This window comes from Saccharothrix stipae (genome assembly GCF_054781895.1).
In genome coordinates, this window is sequence record NZ_BAAGTN010000008.1 from 887,064 (window position 1) to 910,409 (window position 23,346).

The window sequence follows — 23,346 nt, forward strand, 5'->3', positions numbered from 1 at the left end:
CGTTGAACTCGGGTGTTCTGAACGTAGGACACGCGCGTTCTGAACGTAGGACTCTCGCGAGAGTCCTACGTTCGCGTGGCGAGAGTCGGGCATTGAGAGGATCGGGTGGAGGAGCGGGTTCCGGCGCGGCGGGTGGTCGGGTTGGCCGCGCCCGCGCTGGTGGTGCTGGCGGCCGAGCCGCTGTACGTGCTGGTGGACACGGCGGTCGTCGGCCACCTCGGCGCGCTGCCGCTGGCCGGGCTCGCGCTGGGCGGGGTGCTGTTCACCCAGGTGGCGACCCAGCTGACGTTCCTCTCCTACGGCACCACGGCCCGCACGGCGCGGTTGTTCGGCGCCGGGCGGCGGACCGAGGCCGTCGAGGAGGGCGTCCAGGCCACCTGGCTCGCGCTGGCCGTCGGCGCGATCGTGATCGTGCTCGGCCAACTGCTGGCCGGGCCCGCCGCACGGCTGCTGGCCGGTGAGGGCGCGGTGGCCGACAACGCCGTCGCGTGGCTGCGGGTCGCGTTGTTCGGCGCGCCGTTCGTGCTGGTCACGATGGCGGGCAACGGCTGGATGCGCGGCGTGCAGGACACCCGTCGGCCCCTGCGGTACGTGCTGGTCGGCAACGGCATCTCGGCCGTGCTGTGCCCCGTCCTGGTGCACGGCGCGCACTGGGGCCTGGTGGGCTCGGCGATCGCGAACGTGATCGCGCAGGTGTTGTCGGCCGGGTTGTTCTTCAAGGCGCTGCACGCCGAGCGGGTGAGCCTGCGGCCGGATCGGCACCGGATGCGGGCCCAGCTCGGCCTCGGCCGGGACCTGGTGCTGCGCAGCCTCGCGTTCCAGGCGTGCTTCCTGTCCGCCGCGTCGGTGGCCGCGCGCACGTCGGTCGGCGCGGTCGGCGCCCACCAGGTCGTGCTCCAGCTGTGGACGTTCCTCGCGCTCGTGCTGGATTCGTTGGCGATCGCCGCCCAGTCGATCGTGGGCGCGGCGCTGGGCGCGCAACGCCGGGAGCAGGCGCGCCGGTTCGCCTGGCAGGTCACCGGGTACGGGCTGTGGTTCGGCGTGCTGCTCGGCGTCGTGTTCGCGGCGCTGTCCGGCATCCTGCCGCAGGTGTTCACCAGCGACCGGGCGGTGCTGGACGAGGTGCCGCACGCCTGGTGGTTCTTCGTGGCGTTGCAGCCGATCGCGGGCGTGGTGTTCGCGCTGGACGGTGTGCTGCTCGGCGCCGGTGACGCGAAGTTCCTGCGGACCGCGACGTTGGCCTCGGCGGCGCTGGGGTTCCTGCCGCTGGTGTGGGCGTCCTACGCGTTCGGCTGGGGGTTGACCGGCATCTGGAGCGGCCTGTCGGCGTTCATGGTGCTGCGGCTCGTCCTGGTGCTCATGCGCACCCGTTCGGGGGAGTGGGCGCGGGTCGGCGCCGTGTGGTGACCCGGTGACCAGGCGTGATGTGGTGAGCGGCACCCTCAGGAATCGTTAACAGTAGGCAACTGTTTCTCGATACTGGGGGTGCCGCCGCACGGAACGCCTAGGAGATCAAACTTGCCGGTCGATCGTGCCACCAAACACGCGTGGCTGATCTGGTCAACCGCCGTCGTCGTCTACGTCGCCGCCCTGTTCCACCGGACCTCGCTGGGCGTGGCCGGGCTGGAGGCGAGCGACCGCTTCTCCGTCGGACCAGCCGCGCTCGGCACGTTCACCGTGCTGCAGATCGGCCTCTACGCGGCGATGCAGATCCCCACCGGCCTGCTGGTGGACCGCTTCGGCCCGCGCCGCGTGCTCACCGCCGCCGCCCTGCTCATGGGCGTCGGCCAGGCGTTGTTCGCGATCGCCGAGTCCTACCCGCTCGGCCTGGCCGCGCGTGCCGTGCTCGGCGTCGGTGACGCCATGACGTGGGTCAGCGTGCTGCGGCTGGCCGCCGCCCACTTCCCGCCCCGCCGGTTCACCCTGGTGATGACGCTGTCCGCCGCGCTGGGCGGCGCGGGCAACCTGGTCGCGACCGTGCCGCTGACGCTGCTGCTGGACGACGCGGGCTGGACGGCGACGTTCCTGATCGCGGGCCTGGCCACGGCCTCGTACGCGGCGGTGGTCGCGTGGCGCGTGCGCGAGGTGCCCGCCGGCGTGCCGCAGCCCGTGGCCGAACCGGTGCCGTGGCGCGCGGTGGGCGCGAAGGTGGGCCAGGCGTGGCGCGAGCCGAGCACCCGCCTGGGGTTCTGGGTGCACTTCACGTCGATGTCCGCGCCCGCGGTGCTCGGCCTGCTGTGGGGTTTCCCGTACCTGGTCGAGGCGCAGGGCCTGACGCGGCCGTCGGCGTCGGCGGTGCTGAGCACGCTGGTGCTGGTGGCGATCGTGACCGGACCCGTGCTGGGCACGGTGATCGGCAGCCGGCCGGCGTGGCGGATGCCGATCGTCGGCTCCTACCTGGCCGCGGCCGTGCTGTGCTGGGCGGTGCTGCTGGGCTGGCCGGGCGGCGTGCTGCCGACACCCGTGCTGTACCTGCTGTTCGCGCTGCTGGCGGTGGGCAACCCGGTGTCCGGCGTGGCGTTCGCGCTGGTCCGCGACTACAACCCGTTGTACCGGGTCAGCACGGCGACCGGGGTGGCCAACGTCGGCGGGTTCGCCGCGATCACGTTCACCGCGCTCGCCGTCGGTGTGCTGCTGGACGTCGTCGAGCCCGCCGTGGCGGCGCCGCAGGCGTACCGGATCGCGTTCCTGGCGGTGGTCGCGGTGCTGTTGGTGGGCGTGTGGCGCACGGTGGTGTGGTGGCGTCGGGCGCGTGCCGCGGTGTTCGCCGCCGAGGACCGCGGTGAAGCCGTGCCCGTGCAGCTGCGCCGCCGTCGCTGGGATGTCACCGCCGACGGAGTCGGTAATCGGACGACAGCCGGCGGAGTCGGCAGCCGGATCACCGCGGGCGGAGCCGAGGGCCGGGCCGGTGATCGCACCGTCGTGGGCGGAGTGGACGAGCAGGCTCTGGTCGAGGCCTAGGATCCTCCTCCGTGTCCGCATCCTCTCGTGTTCGTTCTCCCGGGCCGCCCGTCCCGCCCGGCCTCGTCGTGATCGACAAGCCCGACGGCATGACCTCCCACGACGTGGTGGCCAAGGTCCGCCGCATCCTCGGTACCCGCAAGGTCGGGCACGCGGGCACGCTCGACCCGATGGCGACCGGCGTGCTCGTGCTCGGCATCGAGCGGGCCACCAAGCTGCTGGGCCACCTGGCGCTGGACAGCAAGGCGTACCTGTCGACGATCCGCCTCGGCTCGGCCACCACGACCGACGACGCCGAGGGCGAGGTGCTGTCCACCGCCGACGCGTCCGAAGTGGACGAGGCCGCGATCCGGGCCGGGGTGGCGAAGCTGACCGGTCCGATCGAGCAGGTGCCCAGCGCGGTGAGCGCGGTGAAGATCGACGGCAAGCGCGCGTACGCGCGGGTCCGGGCGGGCGAGGCGGTGGAGATCCCGGCGCGCCCGGTGACGGTGCACCGCTTCGACGTGCTGTCGATCCGCCGCGAGGAGGGCGTCACCGAACTGGACGTGATGGTGGAGTGCTCGTCCGGGACCTACGTGCGGGCGCTGGCCCGTGACCTGGGCGCGGACCTCGGCGTCGGCGGCCACCTGGCGGCGCTGCGGCGTACCAGGGTCGGCCCGTTCGACCTGCGCGTGGCCAAGACCCTGGAGCAGCTGGAGAGCGCGCCGGGCCTGTCCCTGGACCTCGACGCCGCCGTGTCCACCGCCTTCCCCCGCCGTGAGATCGCGACGCGTGAGGCGCTGGCCCTGTCACACGGCCGGCGCCTGGCCGCCGGTGGCCTGGCCGGCACGTACGGCGTGTTCGGCCCGGACGGTCACGTGGTGGCCCTGGCGAAGGACGAGGGGCCGATCGCCAAGCCGTTGGTGGTGCTCGCCGTCGGTTGACGTCGGGCGGGCCGAGGTCCGCTCCGGTCACGGGGTTCACCAGGCTCGACGAACGGGGGTCCGGTGTTCGGAACGCTTACCAAGCGGGCCGGGCAAGGCCTACCGTGGTGACCATGGCGAGATGGGTGTGGCCGGCCGCGGCCGGCGTGGTGACCTCGGCCACGGGAGTGGCGATCAACCTGGCCACCGACGGCCGCGCGAACCCGTGGGCGTGGGTGACGGTCGCGCTGCTCACGGCGTTGGGCGTGGTCATCGCCCTGCGCGTGGCACCGGCCGCGCGCGCGGCCGAACCGACCGCCGAGCCCGCGCCCGAGGTGAAGCCCCAACCGCCGGCGGCCACCGTGCACAACACCGTCAACGGCACGGTGACCGGCGGCCTGGTGCAGGCAGGTGAGCTGGGCTCGGTCACCATCAACTCGCCGACCACCGTCAACCAGACCGCGGTCGCGCGCGAGGGCAGCACGATCCACCAAGCCGGGCGTGACATCAACCGCGGCTAGGCCCACCTCGAACGGTGCGCCGGGGCCGACCGCCTAGGCTTGCCGCCGTGCAACGCTGGAGAGGGCTCGACGACCTGCCGGGCGGCTGGGGTCGTTGCGTGGTGACGATCGGGGTGTTCGACGGTGTGCACCGGGGGCACCAGGCGCTGATCAACCGGGCGGTCGAGTCGGCCGCCGACAAGGGCGTGCCGAGCGTCCTGATCACCTTCGACCCGCACCCGTCCGAAGTGGTCCGACCGGGCAGCCACCCGGCCCAGCTGACGAGCCTGCGCCGGCGCGCGGAGTTGGTCGAGGGCCTCGGGGTGGACGTGTTCTGCGTGATCCCGTTCACCGCCGAGGTGGCGCGCACCCCGGCCGACGAGTTCGCGCACGAGGTGCTGGTGGACCGGCTGCACGTGGCGGCCGTGGTGGTGGGTGAGAACTTCACGTTCGGCCACAAGGCGGCGGGCAACGTGGACCTGTTGCGCGCGCTGGGCAAGCGGTTCGGTTTCGTGACCGAGGGGGCGGATCTGGTGACCGACGACGGGGTGACGTACTCGTCGACCTACATCCGGGCGTGCATCGACGCCGGCGACGTGGCGGCGGCGGCGCACGCGCTCGGCCGGCCGCACCGGCTGGAGGGCATCGTGGTGCGCGGCGACGGGCGTGGCAAGGAGTTGGGCTTCCCGACGGCCAACCTGTCCACCACGCGGTTCGCCGCCGTGCCCGCGGACGGCGTGTACGCGTGCTGGTTCGTGCACGGCTCGGGCCGTCGTCTCAAGGCCGCGGTGAGCGTGGGCACCAACCCGACGTTCTCCGGCCGGGAACGGCGGGTCGAGGCGTTCGTGCTCGACGTGGACGAGGACTTCTACGGGCAGCGGGTGGCGCTGGACTTCGTGCACCGGCTGCGGGACATGGAGAAGTTCGACAGCGTCGAGGCGCTGCTGGAGCAGATGCACCGCGACGTGGCCACGACGCGTGACCTCCTGACGGATCCGGGTGACGCCTGACGGGTTGAACCAGGTGGGTGGAACCCGCCGTGTGACACCGGACGACCTGGCAAGATGCCTGTGACGTCCGTCGGTCAGGGGAGAGGCGAAGGTGGAGGACCACAAGATCGTCCAGCGCAACCTCGCGTTGCAGCGAGAGTGGTACGGGGAACCCTTGGGCGACCGGGTGCGTCGGCTCGTGGTCGCGTTCAGCGTGTCCCAGGCCCAGCTCGCGGACGTGCTGGGCATCAGCGCCCCCATGCTGAGCCAGGTGATGAGCGGCCGGCGGGCCAAGATCGGCAACCCCTCCGTGCTGGCCCGGATGATCATGTTGGAGCGCAAGGTCCTCACCCCCGACGTGGCCTCCGGCGCCCCCGAGGCGTTGCAGCGCGCGCTGGAGGACGTTCGCCAGTCGAAGCCGACGGTGAGCCGCGACTCACTGCCCGTGAACGCCGCCGACGCCGAGGCCGTGGTGTTCCCGTTCCTGCGCCGGCTGGCCGACCGCCGCGAGCTGTCGCAGGCCGCGGACGTGCTGGGCGAGGACTTCCCCGCTCTGGCCGAGCTGCTCCGCCGTGCGGGCAAGGTCCCCGAAGCCTGACCGGTGAGCCTCTTCTCCGCCGTCTTCCCGCCCCCCGACGCCGTCGACGAGCTGCACGACGCCCTGCGCCCGCTGCGCCGAGCCCACCCCCGCCTGCGCTGGCAGCACCCGGCCCGCTGGCACGTCACCGTCCGCTTCTACGGTGGGACCGCGCCCACCGACCCGCTCGACGGCCTCGACCGCGTGACCGCGCCGGTGCTCCGGCTGCGCGGCAGCGGCACGTTCCGCCAGGTGCTGTGGATCGGCGTGGACGGCGACCTGCACGAGGTGGGCGAGGCGGCACGCGTGCCGCCCGACTGGCGACCGCACCTCACCGTGGCCCGCGGCGCCGTGCTGCCGCTCGTGGACTTCACCGGTGGTGAGTGGACCGCCACGGAGGTCGCACTGGTGCGCAGCGACCCGGCGGAGGGCTACACCGTGCTCGACCGAGTGCCCTTGCGCACGTCAAACGCGTAGCGCGCGGCCCCTGCTGGTAACCTCGACATTTGGGTCTGGCTGCGGTCCGTGGCGGCCAGTACCGACTACCCCGCTCACGTGGGGCCGCACGGGACTTAACCAGTACAAGGAGTAACAAGCACGTGGCACTGACCACCGAGCAAAAGAAGACCATCCTCGCCGAGTACGGCGTCCACGACACGGACACCGGTTCCGCCGAGGCCCAGGTCGCGCTGCTGAGCAAGCGCATCGCCGACCTGACGAGGCACCTCCAGACGCACAAGCACGACCACCACTCGCGTCGTGGCCTGCTGCTGCTGGTCGGCCGGCGTCGCCGGCTGCTCAACTACCTCTCGAAGGTGGACATCCAGCGCTACCGCGACCTGATCGGTCGGCTCGGCCTGCGCAGGTGAGACGTGCCGAGGGGGAGTGACCACCACGGTCACTCCCCCTCGGTGTTATTCGCGAAAAACAATGAAGAGGGAAGCACGCGCGGCGCCCGGGACGACAGTTCGCCGGTCCTCGGTAGTGGCCCCCTGGTAGACGAAACCCAGGGGACTTCGATCGAAGACCGGCCTCGTCCGAACCGCGATCCCGCGCCCTGAGCGCGCTGTGACCCGGATGACGAGGAGTACCACATATGACGGACATCGAGGTCCACGAGACTTCAGCCACGATCGACAACGGTCGGTTCGGCACGCGCACCATCCGCTTCGAGACCGGTCGCCTGGCCCGCCAGGCGGCGGGTTCGGTCGTCGCCTACCTGGACGACGAGACGATGCTGCTGTCGGCGACGACCGCGTCGAAGCACCCCAAGGAGCACTTCGACTTCTTCCCCCTCACGGTGGACGTCGAGGAGCGGATGTACGCCGCGGGCCGCATCCCCGGCTCGTTCTTCCGCCGCGAAGGCCGCCCGTCGACCGACGCGATCCTGACCTGCCGGCTCATCGACCGGCCGCTGCGCCCGTCCTTCGTGGACGGTCTGCGCAACGAGATCCAGGTTGTCATCACGGTGATGAGCCTGAACCCGCAGGACCTGTACGACGTCGTGGCGATCAACGCCGCGTCCGCGTCCACGCAGCTCGCGGGCCTGCCGTTCTCCGGCCCCATCGGCGGCGTCCGGGTGGCGCTGATCGAGGGCCAGTGGGTGGCGTTCCCGACCCACGAGCAGCTGGAGAAGGCCGTGTTCGACATGGTCGTCGCCGGCCGTGTCGTCGGTGACGACGTCGCGATCATGATGGTCGAGGCCGAGGCCACCGAGAACGTCATCGACCTGATCGGCGACGGCGCGCAGGCGCCCACCGAAGAGGTCGTGGCCGCGGGCCTGGAGGCGGCCAAGCCGTTCATCAAGGCGCTGTGCGACGCGCAGGCCCAGCTGGCGCAGGTCGCCGCGAAGGCCACCGGCGAGTTCCCGACCTACCCGGCCTACCAGGCCGACGCCTTCGAGGCCGTCGAGCAGGCCGCGTCCGGCGAGCTGGCGCAGGCGATGAGCATCGGCGGCAAGCAGGAGCGCGAGTCCCGCATCGACGAGATCAAGGCGTCGGTGCTGGAGAAGCTGGCCGAGCAGTTCGAGGGTCGCGAGAAGGAGGTCGGCGCGGCCTTCCGCTCGCTGACCAAGAAGCTCGTGCGCCAGCGCATCCTGCGCGACAAGGTGCGCATCGACGGCCGCGGCCTCACCGAGATCCGGTCGCTGTCGGCCGAGGTCGAGCTGATCCCGCGGGCGCACGGCTCGGCGCTGTTCGAGCGCGGCGAGACCCAGATCCTGGGTGTCACCACGCTCAACATGCTGCGCATGGAGCAGCAGATCGACTCGCTGTCCCCGGAGACGCACAAGCGCTACCTGCACCACTACAACTTCCCGCCGTTCTCCACCGGTGAGACCGGCCGCGTGGGCTCGCCCAAGCGCCGCGAGATCGGCCACGGCGCGCTGGCCGAGCGGGCGCTCATGCCCGTGCTGCCCAAGCGCGAGGAGTTCCCCTACGCGATCCGCCAGGTGTCCGAGGCGCTGAGCTCCAACGGCTCGACGTCGATGGGCTCGGTCTGCGCGTCCACGATGTCGCTGCTCAACGCCGGCGTGCCGCTGAAGGCGCCGGTCTCGGGCATCGCGATGGGCCTGGTGTCCGACGAGGTCGACGGCAAGACGGAGTACGTCGCGCTGACCGACATCCTGGGCGCCGAGGACGCGTTCGGCGACATGGACTTCAAGGTCGCCGGCACCAAGGAGTTCGTCACCGCGCTCCAGCTCGACACCAAGCTCGACGGCATCCCGTCCGACGTGCTGGCGGGCGCCCTGGGTCAGGCCCGTGACGCGCGCCTGACCATCCTGGAGGTCATGGCCGAGGCCATCGACAGCCCGGACGAGATGAGCCCGTTCGCGCCGCGCGTGACGTCGGTCAAGATCCCGACCGACAAGATCGGCGAGGTCATCGGCCCGAAGGGCAAGATGATCAACTCGATCACCGAGCAGACCGGTGCCGACATCTCCATCGAGGACGACGGCACGATCTACGTCGGCGCGGCGGACGGCCCGTCGGCCGAGGCCGCGATCGACCTGATCAACGCGATCGCGAACCCGCAGCTGCCGAAGGTGGGCGAGCGCTTCCTGGGCACCGTGGTGAAGACCGCGGCGTTCGGCGCGTTCGTGTCCCTGCTCCCGGGCAAGGACGGCCTGATCCACATCTCCAAGCTGGGCAACGGCAAGCGCATCAACAAGGTCGAGGACGTGGTCAACGTCGGCGACAAGCTCCGCGTGGAGATCGCGGACATCGACCAGCGCGGCAAGATCAGCCTGGTGCTGGTGAACGAGGACGCGGAGGCGGCCCCGGCCGCCGACAACCCCGCGCAGGACGCCGCACCCGCCGAGGTCTCCGAGGCCCCGGCGCAGTGACGACGAGCGTCAACGGGACGGCCGCGGGTGCTTCCGGCACCCGCGGCCGTCCGCTTGCGCGCAGGCTCGGGCACCTCCAGAAGCCCGGCAGCACGGTGGCGCTGGAACGCGGTGACGGCGGCGTGACCGTGCGCCGCAGCCTGCTGCCGTCCGGGCTGCGGGTCATCACCGAGCGCATCCCCGGTGTCCGCTCGGCGTCGGTCGGCCTGTGGGTGCAGGTCGGGTCGCGCGACGAGCGGGTCGATGTCGCGGGCGCCGCGCACTACCTGGAGCACCTGCTGTTCAAGGGCACGGCGAACCGCACGGCGGCGCAGATCGCCGAGGAGATCGACGCGGTCGGCGGCGAGCTGAACGCCTTCACCGCCAAGGAGCACACCTGCTACTACGCGCACGTCCTGGACGAGGACCTGCCGTTGGCGATGGACCTGGTGTGCGACGTGGTGTTCGACGCGCTGTGCGAGCGGCGCGACTTCGAGACCGAGCGCGGCGTGGTGCTCGAAGAGATCGCGATGCGCGACGACGACCCGGAAGACCTGTTGCACGACGCGTTCCTCGACGCCCTGCTGGGCGAGCACGCGCTGGGGCGGCCGGTGCTGGGCACCGAGCAGAGCATCGGCGACATGGACCGCGACGCGCTGTTCGGCTTCTACAAGAGGCGCTACACGCTGCCGCGGATGGTGCTCGCGGTGGCGGGCAACATCGACCACGCGCACGTGATGCGCTTGGCGCGCAAGCAGATCGGCGACCGGCTGGACCGCGTCGGCACGCCCGTCGCACCGCGCGCCGGCCGGGCCCGCATCCCCGGTTCCCGCAAGCTGGTGCTCCACTCCGACGACACCGAGCAGGCGCACCTGATGCTGGGCGTGCGCGGGCTCGACCGGCACGACGAGCGCCGGTTCGCGTTGAACGTGCTCAACGCCGCGTTGGGCGGCGGCATGAGCTCGCGGCTGTTCCAGGAGGTCCGGGAACGGCGTGGCCTGGCGTACCAGGTGTACTCGTCGGTGGGTCTCTACGCGGACGCGGGCACGTTGTCGGTGTACGCGGGCTGCCAGCCGGACCGGCTCGGCGACGTGGCCGGTGTGGTGCGCGACGTGCTGTCCACGGTGGCCCGTGACGGGCTGGGCGACGCGGAGGTGGCCCGCGGCAAGGGTCAGCTGCGCGGCGGGCTCGTGCTGGGCCTGGAGGACACCAGCTCGCGGATGTCGCGCATCGGCAAGGGCGAGCTGAACTACGGCGACTACCTGTCGGTCGAGCAGACGTTGGCGCGCATCGACGAGGTCACCGCGGCGGACGTGGCGACGTTGGCGCGGGACTTGCTGCGACGCCCCGTCGCCGCCGCCGTGGTCGGGCCCTACGCTCACGCCGACGATCTGCCGTCCCAGGTGCACGAGGTGATCTCTTGAGTTCCCAGTCCCCGCTCGACCCCGCGAGCAGGTCTTCGGCCGAACCCCTCCGGGTGGCCGTCATCGGCGCCAGGGGCCGCATGGGCGCCGAGGTGTGCCGCGCGGTCGAGGCCGCGTCGGACATGGAAGTCGTCGCCATGGTCGACGCGGGCGACTGGCTGTTCAACCTGGCCGACGCCGGGGCCGAGGTCGCGGTCGACTTCACCAGCCCCGAGGTGGTGATGGACAACATCCGGTTCTGCGTCGACAACGACATCCACGCCGTCGTCGGCACCTCCGGGTTCGACGCGCAGCGGCTGGGCACGGTCGCGGAGTGGTTGGAGCCGAAGCCGGAGCTGGGCGTGCTGATCGCGCCGAACTTCGCCATCGGCGCGGTGCTGTCCATGCGGTTCGCCGAGCTGGCCGCCCCGTACTACGAGTCGGTCGAGGTCGTCGAGCTGCACCACCCGCGCAAGGTGGACGCGCCCTCCGGCACCGCCGCGCACACCGCCCGGCTGATCTCACAGGCGCGTGCGGCGGCGGGCCTGGGGCCGATGCCGGACGCGACGACGCAGGAGGCCCCGGGCGCGCGCGGCACGCTCGTGGGTGACGTCCGCGTGCACTCGCTGCGGGTGGCCGGGTTGATCGCGCACCAGGAGGTCGTGTTCGGCACGGAGGGCGAGACGCTGACGCTGCGGCACGACTCGCTGGACCGCAAGTCGTTCATGCCGGGCGTGCTGCTGGCCGTGCGGTCGATCGCGGGACACCCCGGGCTGTCCGTGGGGCTCGACAAGTACATGAGCCTCTGAGCGGGTCCGCGAGCCGATGACGACCCGCACCGTCGCGTTCCTGATCACCGCCGCGTTGGCGGTGTACTTCGTGCTGCTGGGCGGGCGGGCAGTGGTGCTGCTGGGCACCGGCGACCCGGTCGGCATCGGCCTGGGCGTCGGCGTGCTGGTGCTACCGCTGATCGGCGCGTGGATCGCGTGGACGAACCTGCGGTTCGGCTTCACCACCGAGCGGATGGCGCGGCAGCTCGACGCCGAGGGCGGTCTCCTCGACACGTCCGGGTTGCCGCGTCGCCCGTCCGGGCGGGTGGACCGGGACGCGGCCGACGCGTGGTTCGAGCAGCGCCTGGCCGACGTCGAGGCGCGGCGCGAGGACTGGCGGGCGTGGTTCCTGCTGGCGCAGGCCTACGACCTCGCCGGGGACCGGGGTCGGGCGCGGGAGACCATGCGCCAGGCCATCGACCTATTCCAGTCGCCGACGAATCGTGCGCAAGACGCTGAGTGAGACGCGATTCATTCGGCGTTAACGCCTTCTTGCCTTGGATCTTTCGGTAAGCGTCGTTACCGTGGGTGATGTGGCTAAAACCTGCGAGAACCTGAGGCTGACCGTTGCCTGCGTGGTCATCGCGACCGCCGTGAGCGTCGCGCTCGCACTCGGCTGACCACGCCGACCTCCTGGGGAAGAATCAGGCGACCCGCCGCCCGTCCCCAGGAGTACCCATGCACCTCGCTCGGATCGTCCGGGTGGCTCTCGCCGTCGCCACCGCCCTGGTCGCGGTCGGCCTCGTCACCCCGACGGCCACGGCGGGCGCCGCGGTGGGCTGCGACGTCGACTACGACGTCACCGAACAGTGGCGGAGCGGGTTCGGCGCGCGGGTCACCGTGACCAACCTCGGCGACCCGCTGTCGGGCTGGACCCTGGAGTGGGCGTTCACCGCCGGGCAGCGGATCACCTCCGAGACGTGGAACGGCGTGTTCACCCAGTCCGGCAGCACCGTGCGGGTCAGGAACACCGGCTACAACGGCGCGCTGGGCACGGGCCGGTCGGTGACGGTCGGCTTCAACGGCACCTGGTCGGGCGTGAACCCCGCGCCGACGTCGTTCACCGTCGACGGCGTGCCGTGCACCGGCGCACCCGTGGCCGCCACGACGACGGGCGGTGCGCCGGCGCAGCCGTCCACGCCGTCGCCCACCACCGCGCCGCCCGCCACGACCACCACGACGACGACCACCGCCACCACGACGTCGTCGGCCGCGTCCTCGTCGGCGACCACGACCGAGCCGGCCACGTCGTCGGCGGCGGCGTCCGGCACGTTCGACTGGCCGACGGCGTCGCCGAAGCCCGCGGTCGTGCTGTCCGCGGACGTGAGCCCGGAGAGCGGTGTGGACGCGTTGCGCCTGGGACTGGTCATCAGCTTGCTCGTGGGGACGGTGGGCCTCGCCGTGCTGCTGGTGGTGCGCCGCCACCTCCGCCGAGCGGGTGACGACGCCGGCCGGCCTTAGGGGGTCACACGACCGGGTGGTTCAGCGTGCGATCACCCAGATGGCCGGGTAGCCGATGAGGCATGGATCGTGCAGTGGCGGTCGACCGCCTCTACGACTGTGACGTGCTGGATCGGCACGGCCGGCCCATCGGGCCGGTCGCGGGGCTGTGGCTGGCCGGTGACCGGCCGCTGTGGGCCTCCGTGCGCCGGGACACCGGGACCACCCTCGTGCCCATCCGCGGCGCCCAGGTGCGCGACCGCAGGCTGGTGGTGCCGGTGGAGGAGCGGGAGGTCGAGGACGCGCCGAAGGTCGGCGACCGGGAGCTGTCCGAGGCCGAGCAGGCCGAGCTGCACGACCACTACGGGCTGACGCTGCCCGAGCAGCGCCTGGTGCGCCACCAGCGCGATGCCGGCGCGCCGACCGGCGTCAGTGCGTCGAGCGGTGTCAGTGCACCCACCAGCCGGCCACCGCGGCGGGCGACGCGGCGAGCACGCTGAACCGGGCGAACCGGCCGACCATGCCGGTGGAGATGAACAGCCAGGACGACATGCCCGCCAGACCCGCGAGCACCGTGGTGAACATGAACGGCGGCAGGCCGACCACCGAGCTCACCGCGTGCGTGCCGAACATCCAGTGCGGGTGCCGGTGGCAGCGCACGCGCACCCATTCCAACCGGGTGCGCCACTTCTGCCGCCACGGGGACAACGGCTTGGCCTGCTTCTCCTTGCGCCTCATGAACGCGGGCAGGCGCAGCGAGCCGCGCGCGGCCAGGAAGTAGAACATCTTGCCCAGCACCTGGCCCACGGCCACCGCGAGCCCGATCCACCACCACGAGATGCCCGGTTGCTGGGTCACCAGCCCGATCACGAAGATCTCGATGCTGATCAGGGGTAACAGCGCGGAGCCGAAGGCAACGCTGAACGTGAGGCACAACCACCCGAGCACCCGGCGAGGCTACCTCCGCGGTCAAGGTTCGAGCAGTAGGGACAACCCCCCGGTAACCCTTATTTCCCGCAGCGGTCGCCCACCGGCGTCCAGGGTGCGCACCGTGCCGTCGGCCGCCCAGTCCGCCTTGCCGTAGAAGCCGATCGAGGCCTGGTCCGCTTCGGGCACCCACGCGATGCCCCTCGTGGCGCCGGCTTCGCGCAGGTGGTGGGCGGCCGTGGCGAGCAGCCTGCCGCCGTGACCGCGCCGTCCCCAGCGCGGTTCCACGAGCACGCTCACCAGCGCCGTCGTCGCCGCGTCGGCGGGCAGCGAGCCGTCCGCGTGCGCCACTTCCCCCTCGGGAGCGATCCCGGCGACGCAGAAGCCGACCGTCCAGGTGGCCTCGGCGGCGACGAACACCTGGCCGCGGTCGACCGCCTCGGCCCACGCCCGCGCGGTGTCGTCCACGTCGATCGCCTGGAGCACCTCGGCGGGCACGAGCTCCCGGTAGGCGGTGCGCCAGGTGTCGCGGTGGATGCGGGCGATCTCCGCCACGTCGTCGGGCTGCGCGGTGCGCACTGTGGCGTCGGCCATGTCGGAACCCTAGCGGCGGAAACCCGCGTGATTCCGCCCGGTGTGGCGTGAAAGCGTGGCGTGGTGCGTTGGGCAGCGTTGGGCGTCGTGTACGTGGTCTGGGGTTCGACCTACCTGGCCATCAAGTTCAGCATCGAGTCGATGCCACCGCTGTTGTCGGGAGGGACGAGGTTCCTCATCGCGGGTGCGGTGCTGGCGCTGCTCGTGGCCTGGCGGGGCGGGCTGCGGATGACGCGGCGGCAGTTCGGGTCGGCGGTGCTGCTCGGGTTGCTGCTGCCCGCCTGGGGCAACGGGCTCGTGGTGCTGGCCGAGCAGTCCGTGGCGTCGGGGTTGGCGGCGCTGCTGGTGGCGTCCGTGCCGCTGTACGTGGTGCTGATGCGGCGGTTCGCCGGTGAGCGGCCGCGGGCGGTGACGTACGCGGGCGTGGCCATCGGGTTGGTCGGGCTGGCCGCCTTGTTGCTGGACGACATGGGTGAGTCGTCGTGGTGGGGGCCGTGGGTGGTGCTGCTGGCGGCGTTCGGGTGGGCGCTGGGGTCGTTCCTGAGCAGTCGGCTGGACACGCCCGCGAACCCGTTCGCCCTGTCTGCGGTGGAGATGCTGGCCGGTGGGGCGGCGTTGACGGTGGTGGGGCTGGTCGCGGGGGAACGGGTGTCGTTCGGCGCGATCACCACGTCGTCGTGGGTGGCCTGGTGGTACCTGGTGGTGTTCGGGTCGTTGCTGGCGTTCAGCTCGTACGTGTACGTGCTCGGCCAGTTGCCGGTGTCCACGGTGGCGACCTACGCGTACGTGAACCCGGTGATCGCGGTGGTGCTGGGGGTGTGGCTGGCCGACGAGACGTTCGGGCCGTTCCAGCTGCTCGGCGGTGCGCTCGTGGTCGTGGCGGTGGTGCTGGTCGTGCGGGCCGATCGGGCCGAGCGGGCTGAGCGGGCTGAGCGGGCTGAGCGGGAGTGTCGGACCTGAGTGGGAGTATCCAGCCGTGCAGAAGATGAGCGCAGACGTCGCCCGCCGCATCGCGCTGGCGGCACAGGGTTTCGCCGATCCGCGGCCCGCTTCCGCGCCCACCCGGCGGCACCTGCAGAGGGTGCTGTCCCGGGTCCGGTTGCTCCAGCTCGACTCGGTGAACGTCGCGGTCCGCGCGCACTACATGCCGTTGTTCAGCAGGCTCGGCGCCTACGCGCCGTCCTTGGTCGACGACGCCGCGTGGTCGCACAGCCCCCGCAAGCCGCGGCTGCTGGTGGAGTACTGGGCGCACGAGGCGAGCCTGGTGCCGGTGGAGGACTGGGCGCTGCTGCACTCCGGGGCCAAGCGCGCGGGCTGGTGGAAGAACTACACGGCGATCGCCGAGGGCTCGCCGCAGCTCGTGGACGACATCCTGGCGGTGGTCAAGGAGCTGGGGCCGGTCGGCGCGGGCGCGATCGAGAAGGCGTTGGCCGGTGGCGGGCCGCGGGCCAAGGAGCACTGGGGCTGGAACTGGTCCGAGGTCAAGAAGGTCTGTGAGTACCTGTTCGGCGAGGGCGTGCTGACGACCGGGTCGCGGCGCGGCTTCGAGCGGCTGTACGACCTGAGCGAACGCGTGCTGCCGCCCGAGGTGCTCGCCAGGCGGACGTCGGTCTCGGCGGAGGAGGGCGCGCGCGAGCTGGTCACCCGTGCGGCGACGGCGCTGGGCGTGGCGACGGAGCCGGACCTGCGTGACTACTACCGCTTGCAGCCGGGCCGCAGTCGGCAGGCGGTGGCGGAGCTGGTGGAAGCCGGGGTGCTGGAGCCGGTCGAGGTGCGGGGCTGGGGCGTGCCCGCGTACCTGCACGTCGAGGCGCGCGTGCCGCGTCGGATCACCGGGCGCGCGCTGCTGTGCCCGTTCGACCCGCTGATCTGGGAACGGGCCCGGACGGAGCGGATCTTCGACTTCTTCTACCGGATCGAGATCTACGTGCCCGCGCCGAAGCGGGTGCACGGGTACTACGTGTTCCCGTTCCTGCTCGACGGCGAGCTGGTCGGGCGGGTGGACCTGAAGGCGGACCGGGCCGCCGGCGTGTTGCGGGTGCAGGCGGCGTACTCGGAGCCGACCGCGGACGTGGGCCGGGTCGCGGTCGAGCTGGCCGCCGAGCTGCGCCACATGGCCGACTGGCTGGAGCTGGAGCACGTGGAAGTCGTCCCCAAGGGCGACCTCGCACCCGTGTTGACGGCGGTGGCGCGGTGACTTCGGCCACTCGGTGGACTGACAGAAGTTGAAATCTGTCAGTCCAACACTCATAGTGGAGTCATGACGAACTCCACCAACGGCGTGACCGCTCGTCGGCGCTTGGGCTCGACCGGCCCCGAGGTGTCCGCGCTCGGCCTCGGCTGCATGGGCATGTCCGACCTGTACGGCCCGGCCGACGAGGCCGAGAGCGTGGCCACCGTCCACGCCGCCGTCGACGCGGGCGTCACCCTGCTCGACACCGGCGACTTCTACGGCATGGGCCACAACGAGCTGCTGATCCGCCAGGCCCTGCGCGACCGCAACCGCGACGACGTGGCGATCAGCGTGAAGTTCGGCGCGCTGCGCGACGCGGACGGCGGCTGGCACGGCAACGACAACCGCCCCGAGGCCGTGCGCAACTTCCTCGCCTACACGCTGCGGCGGCTGGGCACCGACCACGTCGACGTCTACCGCCCGGCCCGCCTCGACCCGGCCGTCCCGATCGAGGAGACGGTCGGCGCGATCAAGGAGGAGGTCGAGAAGGGCCGTGTGCGCCACATCGGCCTCTCCGAGGTCGGCGCGGACACGCTGCGCCGGGCGCACGCGGTCCACCCGATCGTCGACCTCCAGATCGAGTACTCGCTGATCTCCCGCGGCATCGAGCAGGCGATCCTCCCGACCGCCCGCGAGCTGGGCATCGGCATCACCGCGTACGGCGTGCTGTCGCGCGGCCTGATCTCGGGCCACTGGACGGCGTCGAGGCAGGTCGCCGACTTCCGCGCCGTCTCGCCGCGCTTCCAGGGCGACAACCTCGACCGCAACCTGGCGCTGGTCGAGGCCCTGCGCGCGGTCGCCGCCGAGCAGGGCGTCACGGTCGCGCAGCTGGCCATCGCCTGGGTCCTGGCCCAGGGCGACGACATCGTCCCGCTGGTGGGCGCCCGCCGCCGTGACCGCCTGACCGAGGCGCTCGGCGCGCTGGACGTCACCCTCACCGAGGCCGACCTGGCCCGGATCCAGTCGGCGATCCCCGCCGACGCCGTGGCGGGCGAGCGCTACGCGCCGGCCCAGATGGCGCACCTGGACAGCGAGCACTGACCTCGGGCCGGGCCGGCGGCCGGTGCGCGCACAATGGACCGGACCAGCCCGCGACACCAGGGAGCACCACGTGGCGGAAGCGCTGACCGCGGAGGTCATCCTCGGCACCACCGAGGACGTCCTGCGCCGCTACGGCCCGGCCAAGGCGACGGTCGTGGACGTGGCCCGGGCGCTGGGCGTGAGCCACGGCAGCGTCTACCGGCACTTCCCGACCAAGACGGCGCTGCGCGAGGCCGTCACCCAGCGCTGGCTCGACCGGGCACACGCGGGCCTGGCCGAGGTGGCCGCCGCCGACACCCCCGCGCCGCAACGCCTGCGCGACTGGCTGGCGGCGCTCTTCGAGGCCAAGCGCAAGAAGGCGCTGGGCGACCCGGAGCTGTTCGCCACGTTCTCCGTGCTGGTGAAGGAGAACAGCACCGTGGTCGCCCAGCACATCGCGGACATGGTGGCCGAACTGACCAGGATCGTCGCCGACGGCGTGGCGTCCGGCGACTTCACCACCCCGGACCCGGCCATGAGCGCCCGGGCCGTGTTCGACGCCACGTCCCGCTTCCACGACCCGGCCCACGCCGCCGACTGGTCCGCCCCGGACGCCGACGCGTCGTTCGACGCCGTGGTGTCGCTCGTGGTCGCGGGGCTCCGGGCCCACAGGTAGGAACGCCGCGGCGTGCGCATCGGGGGTGCGCACGCCGCGGCTGGTTCAGGGACGTTGGTCGGTCAGGTGGTGGTCGCGGTGGTGACCAGGGCCGTGCCGCTGCTGGTCCGGCCGGTGATGACCAGTGCCGGCTCGGTCTCCGGCGGGGTGTCGGAGACGTCCAGGTCGCTGCGCGCCGCGCCCGAGCTGGAGGCCAGGTCGACCCGCGCCGCCACACCGGGCCGCACGCCCACGCGGACGTCGCCCGAGCCGGTGCCCAGCTGGATCCGGCCCGACGCGGCGTCGGCCACGGTGACGTCACCGCTGCCCGTCCGCACCTGCACGTCGTTCTGCACGGCGCCGAGCCACACGTCGCCGGTGCCGGTGTAGACCACGGTGTTCCCGCCGACCGACGACACCTCGATGTCGCCGCTGCCGGTCTTCGCCCGCAACCCGCCCAGCATCGGCCCGAGCCGCAACTTGCCCGAGCCCGAGTTGACCTGCGACGACGCGTCCGCCCGGTCCGCGGTCACGTCACCGGTGCCGGTCTGGACCTCCAGCCGGCCCGCCGCGCCGGTCACCGTCACGTCCGCCGACCCCGCCTTGGTGATCACGTGCGAGCCGATCGGCGCCCGCACGGTCACGCTCAGCGGCACCGCGCGCAGCGGCAGCGCCTTGGAGGAGTGCACCGCCACCCGCGTGCCGGACAGCTCCAGCCGCGCGTCCCGCACCGCCTCCGCCGGACCGGCGGGCTGCCCCTTCCCGTTGCCGAACTGGTCGTTCACCCAGCTCAGCAGCCCGGACAGGCCTGCCGTCCAGGACTCGCCCGGCGAGGGGTCGTGCTTGACCTCGACGTGCACGCCCGGCTCGTCCAGCAGGTGCACCCGCACCCGACCGGCGAGCAGCGCCACGTCGATCTCGACGACACCCTCGACCTCGAAGCTCTGCTGCCGCACGACATCCGATTCCATGATCCCCCTCCTCAGCCCTGCACCCAGCCGCGGACGCGGGAGGACGACGACGAGTCGCCGCCCGACTGGTCCTTCGGCGGTCCCCAGTGCTTGTGGCCGCCACCGCGCCGCCCGCCGACCGCGCCCTGCACGGCCTGGGCGACGAACGTGTTCAACGACATCCCCTGGGCCGCGGCGGCCTGTTCCGCCTTGGCCTTCAGCTCGTCCAGCAGCCGCAGCGTGACGCGCGTGGCGTCGCCCGCGGCGGGCCGGGGAACTTCCTGCGGCTCGGGTTCGTGTTCTTCCCGAGCGGCCGCGCCGGTGACGACCACCTGCACGTCCCGTCCGTCCAACCGCACGTCGACCACGGGGCCGTCGAGGGCCGCGGTGACCTCCGCGGCCAGGTCGGACAGTGCGTTCATGAGCGCGAGCCGCGCGGCGGGCTCCAAAGCTGCGGACAGCAGGGCCGCGGTGCGCCGGGTGTTGTCGTCCCCGGCGGACGCGGCCGTCGCGAGGTCCTCGCGCAGCGCTGCGATGTACGGCGACAGATCCATGACACCACCATGACGTCAAATCTGACATCAGTCAAGGAAACAGGTGATGTCGTTCATGACAGCACAGGTCGAGTGAGGCCGGTGACCGGGCCGAGCCCGCGCGGTACGCTCAAAGATTGCTCTGCGCGGCTCGACTAGGCTGCCTGGCGGAAGCCCCGCTCCAAGGAAGGTTCGTCGTGACCGAAACGGTGTCGCCACAGGTCCAGCTCATCGCGAAGACGGAGTTCTTCCCGCCTGCGGACGTCCCGTGGTCCACCGACGCCGACGGCGGCGAGGCGCTGGCGGAGTTCGCCGGCCGCGCCTGCTACCAGTCGTGGACCAAGCCGAACCCGGCCACCGCCACGAACGCCGGCTACATCAAGCACATCATCGAGGTCGGCCACCTGTCCGTGCTGGAGCACGGCTCGGTCAGCTTCTACCTGACCGGCATCTCCCGGTCGCTGACCCACGAGCTGATCCGGCACCGCCACTTCTCGTACTCGCAGCTGTCCCAGCGGTACGTGCCCGAGCGCAACGCCGCCATGGTCGAGCCGGACGTCATCGCGGGCGACCCCGAGCTGCACGAGAAGTTCCTCGCCGCCGCCCAGGCCAGCGTCGACGCCTACAACGAGCTGCTCAAGGGCCTGGAGGAGAAGTTCTCCGACGTGCCCAGCGCGACCCTGCGCCGCAAGCAGGCCCGCCAGGCGGCCCGCGCGATCCTGCCCAACGCCACCGAGACCCGCATCGTGGTCACCGGCAACTACCGCGCGTGGCGGCACTTCATCGCCATGCGCGCCACCGAGCACGCCGACGTGGAGATCCGCGCCCTGGCCGTGGAGTGCCTGCGCGAGCTGCAGAAGGCGGCGGCCAACGTGTTCGCCGACTTCACCATCTCGACGCTGTCCGACGGCACCGAGGTCGCGTCCAGCCCGCTGGTCACCGAAGGCTGACGGCCGGTGAAGCGGCTGATCGTCGACGTCCGGCCGGGCGAGTACGCGGTCGCGCGGCTGCCCGCCGACGCGCCGGTCCCGGCGGGCCTGCTCGACGCGCCCGGCCTGGTCTCGGTGACCAGGACGCCCGACGAGCTGTCGATCGTGTGCCCGGTCGAGCACGCGCCCCGGGTGGAGACCGCGCAGCCGGGGTGGCGGTTGCTGACCGTGCGCGGTCCGCTGGAGTTCACGCTCACGGGCATCATGGCCGCCCTGTCCGGCGAACTGGCCGCGGCGGGCGTGAGCCTGTTCGCCCTGTCCACTTACGACACCGACCACCTGCTGGTGAAGACCGGTGACCTGGCCCGTGCCGTGCAGGCGTTGCGCGCCTCGGGGCACGAAGTCACGAAACCGTGAAACCGGATCGGGCGACGCGGGGTCTGAAGTAGCGTTCCGCCGGTCCGCGGTCGGGGTTTCGAGGAGTGACGGTGACTGGTCCGACGCAAGGTGTGAGCGACCGACCCCGAGTGATCGCGGGCAGGTACACCCTGCTCGCCGAGCTGGGGCGCGGTGGCATGGGCGTCGTCTGGCGCGCGCAGGACAACGTGATCGGCCGCCAGGTGGCCATCAAGGAGCTGCACCTGCCCGACGGCATCGCGCTGGAGGAGCGCCGGGTGCTGGAGGAGCGGGTGCTCCGCGAGGCGCGCACCGCGGGCCGGTTGAACGACCCCGGCGTGGTCACCGTGTTCGACGTGGTCGCCGAGGGCGGCATGACCTACATCGTGATGGAGCTGGTCGAGGCGGCCACGCTGTCCACCCTCGTCAGCGCGCACGGCCCGATGCCGCAGGACCGGGTCGTCTCGATGGCCGTGCAGGCGCTGTCCGCCCTGGACTCCGCGCACCAGGCCGGGATCGTGCACCGGGACGTGAAGCCCGGCAACCTCATGATCACGCCCAACGGCCGGGTGAAGCTCACCGACTTCGGCATCGCCCAGGCCGTGGACGACCCGCGGCTGACCACCAGCGGCAGCCTGATCGGCTCGCCCGCCTACATGTCGCCCGAGCGCATCCACGGCAACGAGGCCTCGCCGGCCTCCGACCTGTGGGCGCTGGGCGCGACCCTCTGCTACGCCGTGGAGGGCGCCAACCCCTACGAGCGCTCGACCACCGCGTCCACCCTGCACGCGATCATGAACGAGATGCCGCGGGTGACCAGGGCGCACGGCGTGCTCGGCGCGGTGATCACCGGCCTGCTGATGCCCGACCCGAACGCCAGGCTGACCGGCCCCCAGGCGCGCGCCATGCTGGAACGCGCCGCCGCCCAGCCGACGCCGCCGACCGGGTTCGGCGTGCCGCCGCAGAACCCGACCATGCACTACGCCCAGCCGACCGCGGTGCGCAAGCCGTGGCTGAAGGGCCTGCTGATCACCGCCACGGCGATCGCGGCGGTGGTGCTGCTGGTCGGCGGCGTGTTCCTCGGCCGGTGGCTGTTCACCGACCGGCCGCCCGCCGCGATGGCGCAGACGGTCACCTACGGTCCCGGCGGCACGATCGAGGCCGCCCAGTTCAAGCCGGGCAACGGGCAGTGCGGCGACAACCTGGTCGACCCCAACACCACGGTCAACTACACCGACTGCGAGGAGCCGCACCGGGTCGAGGTCTTCGCGGCGGCCGAGCCGTTCGGGTCGGACAAGATGCCCTACCCGGGTGACCAGTGGCTGCGCAACTACGCCGAGGACTTCTGCACGATGTACTTCATGTCCGAGCGCGTCCCGGTGGAGGACAAGCAGTCCACGCTGCGCTACCTCGCCGTCGTGCCCACGGCGGGCATCTGGGCGGACGACCCGTCGTCCTCCTCGTCGTCGGGCAAGCGATTCCGCGACGTGGTCTGCGTGCTGTGGAACAAGGACGGCACCGCGCTGAAGGACCAGGTGTACGCCAAGTAACGTGGGCCCCATGGGCGTCGCGCAGGACGAACGCAGGCTGTTGACCGAGCTGTTCGCCGAGGTGGGGCCGGACGCGCCCACGTTGTGCGACCCGTGGCGCACCCGTGACCTGGCCGCCCACCTGGTGCTGCGGGAACGCCGCCCGGACGCGGCGGCGGGCATCCTGGCCAAGCCGCTGGCCGCGCACACCCGGCGGGTCCAGGACGCCTACGCGGCCAGGCCGTGGGACGAGCTGGTCGGGCTGGTCCGCGTCGGCCCGCCCCGGTTCTCGCCGTACGCGCTGGTCGACGAGCTGGTCAACTCCGTCGAGTACTTCGTGCACCACGAGGACGTGCGCCGGGCCCGCCCCGACTGGGAGCCCCGTTCACCCGATCCGGTACGAGACGCGGTGCTGTGGCGGCGGCTCGCGCCCACCGCCCGGCTGATGTACCGCAAGAGCCCGGTCGGGGTCGTGCTGCGCCGCCCGGACGGCGAGGTGGTCGTGGCCAGGCGTGGCGCGAACCCCGTGGTGCTGACCGGGCAGGTCTCGGAATTGCTGGTGCACGTGTTCGGCCGGGCCGCCGCACGGGTGGAGTACGACGGCGCGGACGAGGCGGTGCGGCTGGTGCGCGCCCTCGACCGGAGCATGTAGTCGC

The 23,346-nt window shown here is 72.1% G+C and carries 26 protein-coding genes; 22 read left to right on the forward strand and 4 right to left on the reverse strand.

Annotation, left to right across the window (positions count from 1 at the left end):
* The first annotated feature begins 105 nt into the window (after window positions 1-105).
* The 14 genes from ACYVLT_RS20995 to ACYVLT_RS21060 all read left to right on the forward strand — a co-directional run bounded on the left by ACYVLT_RS20995 (window position 106) and on the right by ACYVLT_RS21060 (window position 13,424).
* On the forward strand, window positions 106-1,407 hold the full coding sequence (locus ACYVLT_RS20995) for an MATE family efflux transporter (RefSeq protein WP_461121870.1): 1,302 nt from the start codon (window positions 106-108) through the stop codon (window positions 1,405-1,407).
* Window positions 1,408-1,518: 111 nt separating this feature from the next.
* The gene (locus tag ACYVLT_RS21000; protein ID WP_461121871.1) at window positions 1,519-2,961 is read left to right on the forward strand and encodes an MFS transporter; all 1,443 of its coding nucleotides are present in this window, start codon (window positions 1,519-1,521) and stop codon (window positions 2,959-2,961) included.
* Between the two features lie 68 nt (window positions 2,962-3,029).
* Complete coding sequence (gene truB, locus ACYVLT_RS21005; protein ID WP_461121872.1) at window positions 3,030-3,884, forward strand: tRNA pseudouridine(55) synthase TruB; 855 nt, start codon at window positions 3,030-3,032, stop codon at window positions 3,882-3,884.
* Window positions 3,885-3,997: 113 nt separating this feature from the next.
* Window positions 3,998-4,384, forward strand: a complete 387-nt coding sequence (locus tag ACYVLT_RS21010) for a hypothetical protein (RefSeq protein ID WP_461121873.1) — start codon at window positions 3,998-4,000, stop codon at window positions 4,382-4,384.
* A 47-nt stretch (window positions 4,385-4,431) separates the two neighbouring features.
* Window positions 4,432-5,373 (forward strand): bifunctional riboflavin kinase/FAD synthetase, encoded by a 942-nt coding sequence (locus ACYVLT_RS21015; RefSeq protein ID WP_461121874.1) that lies wholly within the window; start codon window positions 4,432-4,434, stop codon window positions 5,371-5,373.
* Between the two features lie 91 nt (window positions 5,374-5,464).
* On the forward strand, window positions 5,465-5,950 hold the full coding sequence (locus ACYVLT_RS21020; RefSeq protein ID WP_360447438.1) for a helix-turn-helix transcriptional regulator: 486 nt from the start codon (window positions 5,465-5,467) through the stop codon (window positions 5,948-5,950).
* Between the two features lie 3 nt (window positions 5,951-5,953).
* Entirely contained in the window at window positions 5,954-6,406 is a 453-nt protein-coding gene (locus ACYVLT_RS21025; protein WP_461121875.1) for a 2'-5' RNA ligase family protein, read from the forward strand.
* 122 nt (window positions 6,407-6,528) lie between these two features.
* Window positions 6,529-6,798 carry a 30S ribosomal protein S15 gene (gene rpsO, locus ACYVLT_RS21030; protein ID WP_360447442.1) on the forward strand — a complete coding sequence of 90 codons (270 nt, stop codon included), beginning with the start codon at window positions 6,529-6,531 and terminating at the stop codon, window positions 6,796-6,798.
* A 227-nt stretch (window positions 6,799-7,025) separates the two neighbouring features.
* The gene (locus tag ACYVLT_RS21035; protein ID WP_461121876.1) at window positions 7,026-9,272 is read left to right on the forward strand and encodes a polyribonucleotide nucleotidyltransferase; all 2,247 of its coding nucleotides are present in this window, start codon (window positions 7,026-7,028) and stop codon (window positions 9,270-9,272) included.
* Window positions 9,269-10,675, forward strand: coding sequence for a M16 family metallopeptidase (locus ACYVLT_RS21040; protein WP_461121877.1), 1,407 nt, complete (start codon window positions 9,269-9,271; stop codon window positions 10,673-10,675). The genes ACYVLT_RS21035 and ACYVLT_RS21040 overlap by 4 nt, the downstream gene beginning before the upstream one ends.
* A complete protein-coding gene (gene dapB, locus ACYVLT_RS21045; protein ID WP_461121878.1) occupies window positions 10,672-11,463 on the forward strand; it encodes a 4-hydroxy-tetrahydrodipicolinate reductase in 792 nt (263 codons plus the stop codon). The genes ACYVLT_RS21040 and dapB overlap by 4 nt, the downstream gene beginning before the upstream one ends.
* A 16-nt stretch (window positions 11,464-11,479) precedes the next feature.
* A complete protein-coding gene (locus tag ACYVLT_RS21050) occupies window positions 11,480-11,947 on the forward strand; it encodes a tetratricopeptide repeat protein (RefSeq protein ID WP_360447451.1) in 468 nt (155 codons plus the stop codon).
* 215 nt (window positions 11,948-12,162) lie between these two features.
* Complete coding sequence (locus ACYVLT_RS21055; protein ID WP_461121879.1) at window positions 12,163-12,945, forward strand: cellulose-binding domain-containing protein; 783 nt, start codon at window positions 12,163-12,165, stop codon at window positions 12,943-12,945.
* A 62-nt stretch (window positions 12,946-13,007) separates the two neighbouring features.
* Complete coding sequence (locus ACYVLT_RS21060) at window positions 13,008-13,424, forward strand: hypothetical protein (RefSeq protein WP_461121880.1); 417 nt, start codon at window positions 13,008-13,010, stop codon at window positions 13,422-13,424.
* On the opposite strand, the gene ACYVLT_RS21065 is transcribed toward ACYVLT_RS21060, so the two are convergent.
* Together ACYVLT_RS21065 and ACYVLT_RS21070 are read right to left on the reverse strand one after the other, a co-directional pair.
* On the reverse strand, window positions 13,372-13,872 hold the full coding sequence (locus tag ACYVLT_RS21065) for a hypothetical protein (protein ID WP_461121881.1): 501 nt from the start codon (window positions 13,870-13,872) through the stop codon (window positions 13,372-13,374). The genes ACYVLT_RS21060 and ACYVLT_RS21065 overlap by 53 nt on opposite strands.
* 21 nt (window positions 13,873-13,893) lie before the next feature.
* Window positions 13,894-14,445 (reverse strand): GNAT family N-acetyltransferase, encoded by a 552-nt coding sequence (locus ACYVLT_RS21070; protein WP_461121882.1) that lies wholly within the window; start codon window positions 14,443-14,445, stop codon window positions 13,894-13,896.
* Between the two features lie 63 nt (window positions 14,446-14,508).
* Between ACYVLT_RS21070 and ACYVLT_RS21075 the strand changes: the two genes are divergently transcribed.
* From ACYVLT_RS21075 to ACYVLT_RS21090, 4 genes are all read left to right on the forward strand, one after another.
* Entirely contained in the window at window positions 14,509-15,405 is an 897-nt protein-coding gene (locus tag ACYVLT_RS21075) for an EamA family transporter (RefSeq protein ID WP_461121883.1), read from the forward strand.
* Between the two features lie 25 nt (window positions 15,406-15,430).
* The gene (locus ACYVLT_RS21080) at window positions 15,431-16,642 is read left to right on the forward strand and encodes a winged helix-turn-helix domain-containing protein (RefSeq protein ID WP_461121884.1); all 1,212 of its coding nucleotides are present in this window, start codon (window positions 15,431-15,433) and stop codon (window positions 16,640-16,642) included.
* A 63-nt stretch (window positions 16,643-16,705) separates the two neighbouring features.
* On the forward strand, window positions 16,706-17,719 hold the full coding sequence (locus ACYVLT_RS21085; protein WP_461121885.1) for an aldo/keto reductase: 1,014 nt from the start codon (window positions 16,706-16,708) through the stop codon (window positions 17,717-17,719).
* Window positions 17,720-17,789: 70 nt separating this feature from the next.
* Window positions 17,790-18,374 carry a TetR family transcriptional regulator gene (locus ACYVLT_RS21090; RefSeq protein WP_461121886.1) on the forward strand — a complete coding sequence of 195 codons (585 nt, stop codon included), beginning with the start codon at window positions 17,790-17,792 and terminating at the stop codon, window positions 18,372-18,374.
* Between the two features lie 62 nt (window positions 18,375-18,436).
* Here the strand turns inward: ACYVLT_RS21090 and ACYVLT_RS21095 are convergent, their stop codons facing one another.
* Window positions 18,437-19,324, reverse strand: coding sequence for a DUF4097 family beta strand repeat-containing protein (locus tag ACYVLT_RS21095; protein ID WP_461121887.1), 888 nt, complete (start codon window positions 19,322-19,324; stop codon window positions 18,437-18,439).
* An 11-nt stretch (window positions 19,325-19,335) separates the two neighbouring features.
* Window positions 19,336-19,857 carry a toxin-antitoxin system HicB family antitoxin gene (locus ACYVLT_RS21100; protein WP_461121888.1) on the reverse strand — a complete coding sequence of 174 codons (522 nt, stop codon included), beginning with the start codon at window positions 19,855-19,857 and terminating at the stop codon, window positions 19,336-19,338.
* A gap of 176 nt (window positions 19,858-20,033) precedes the next feature.
* Here ACYVLT_RS21100 and thyX point away from each other — a divergent pair, with 176 nt between their 5' ends.
* From thyX to ACYVLT_RS21120, 4 genes are all read left to right on the forward strand, one after another.
* Window positions 20,034-20,786: an FAD-dependent thymidylate synthase gene (gene thyX, locus ACYVLT_RS21105; RefSeq protein ID WP_461121889.1), complete on the forward strand. Its 753-nt coding sequence runs from the start codon at window positions 20,034-20,036 to the stop codon at window positions 20,784-20,786.
* Window positions 20,787-20,792: 6 nt separating this feature from the next.
* Complete coding sequence (locus tag ACYVLT_RS21110; RefSeq protein ID WP_461121890.1) at window positions 20,793-21,182, forward strand: ACT domain-containing protein; 390 nt, start codon at window positions 20,793-20,795, stop codon at window positions 21,180-21,182.
* A gap of 92 nt (window positions 21,183-21,274) precedes the next feature.
* A complete protein-coding gene (locus tag ACYVLT_RS21115) occupies window positions 21,275-22,711 on the forward strand; it encodes a serine/threonine-protein kinase (protein ID WP_461121891.1) in 1,437 nt (478 codons plus the stop codon).
* A 10-nt stretch (window positions 22,712-22,721) separates the two neighbouring features.
* On the forward strand, window positions 22,722-23,342 hold the full coding sequence (locus tag ACYVLT_RS21120) for a TIGR03085 family metal-binding protein (RefSeq protein WP_360447481.1): 621 nt from the start codon (window positions 22,722-22,724) through the stop codon (window positions 23,340-23,342).
* Window positions 23,343-23,346: the final 4 nt, after the last annotated feature.

What these genes read in the sequence shown, in the direction of transcription:
- ACYVLT_RS21010 (WP_461121873.1), top strand. Translation starts at nt 3,998, where the DNA reads ATGGCGAGATGGGTGTGGCCGGCCGCGGCCGGCGTGGTGACCTCGGCC.
- ACYVLT_RS21035 (WP_461121876.1), top strand. Translation starts at nt 7,026, where the DNA reads ATGACGGACATCGAGGTCCACGAGACTTCAGCCACGATCGACAACGGT.
- ACYVLT_RS21050 (WP_360447451.1), top strand. Translation starts at nt 11,480, where the DNA reads ATGACGACCCGCACCGTCGCGTTCCTGATCACCGCCGCGTTGGCGGTG.
- ACYVLT_RS21055 (WP_461121879.1), top strand. Translation starts at nt 12,163, where the DNA reads ATGCACCTCGCTCGGATCGTCCGGGTGGCTCTCGCCGTCGCCACCGCC.
- ACYVLT_RS21060 (WP_461121880.1), top strand. Translation starts at nt 13,008, where the DNA reads ATGGATCGTGCAGTGGCGGTCGACCGCCTCTACGACTGTGACGTGCTG.
- ACYVLT_RS21070 (WP_461121882.1), bottom strand. Translation starts at nt 14,445, where the DNA reads ATGGCCGACGCCACAGTGCGCACCGCGCAGCCCGACGACGTGGCGGAG.
- ACYVLT_RS21080 (WP_461121884.1), top strand. Translation starts at nt 15,431, where the DNA reads ATGAGCGCAGACGTCGCCCGCCGCATCGCGCTGGCGGCACAGGGTTTC.
- ACYVLT_RS21085 (WP_461121885.1), top strand. Translation starts at nt 16,706, where the DNA reads ATGACGAACTCCACCAACGGCGTGACCGCTCGTCGGCGCTTGGGCTCG.
- ACYVLT_RS21095 (WP_461121887.1), bottom strand. Translation starts at nt 19,324, where the DNA reads ATGGAATCGGATGTCGTGCGGCAGCAGAGCTTCGAGGTCGAGGGTGTC.
- ACYVLT_RS21100 (WP_461121888.1), bottom strand. Translation starts at nt 19,857, where the DNA reads ATGGATCTGTCGCCGTACATCGCAGCGCTGCGCGAGGACCTCGCGACG.
- ACYVLT_RS21120 (WP_360447481.1), top strand. Translation starts at nt 22,722, where the DNA reads ATGGGCGTCGCGCAGGACGAACGCAGGCTGTTGACCGAGCTGTTCGCC.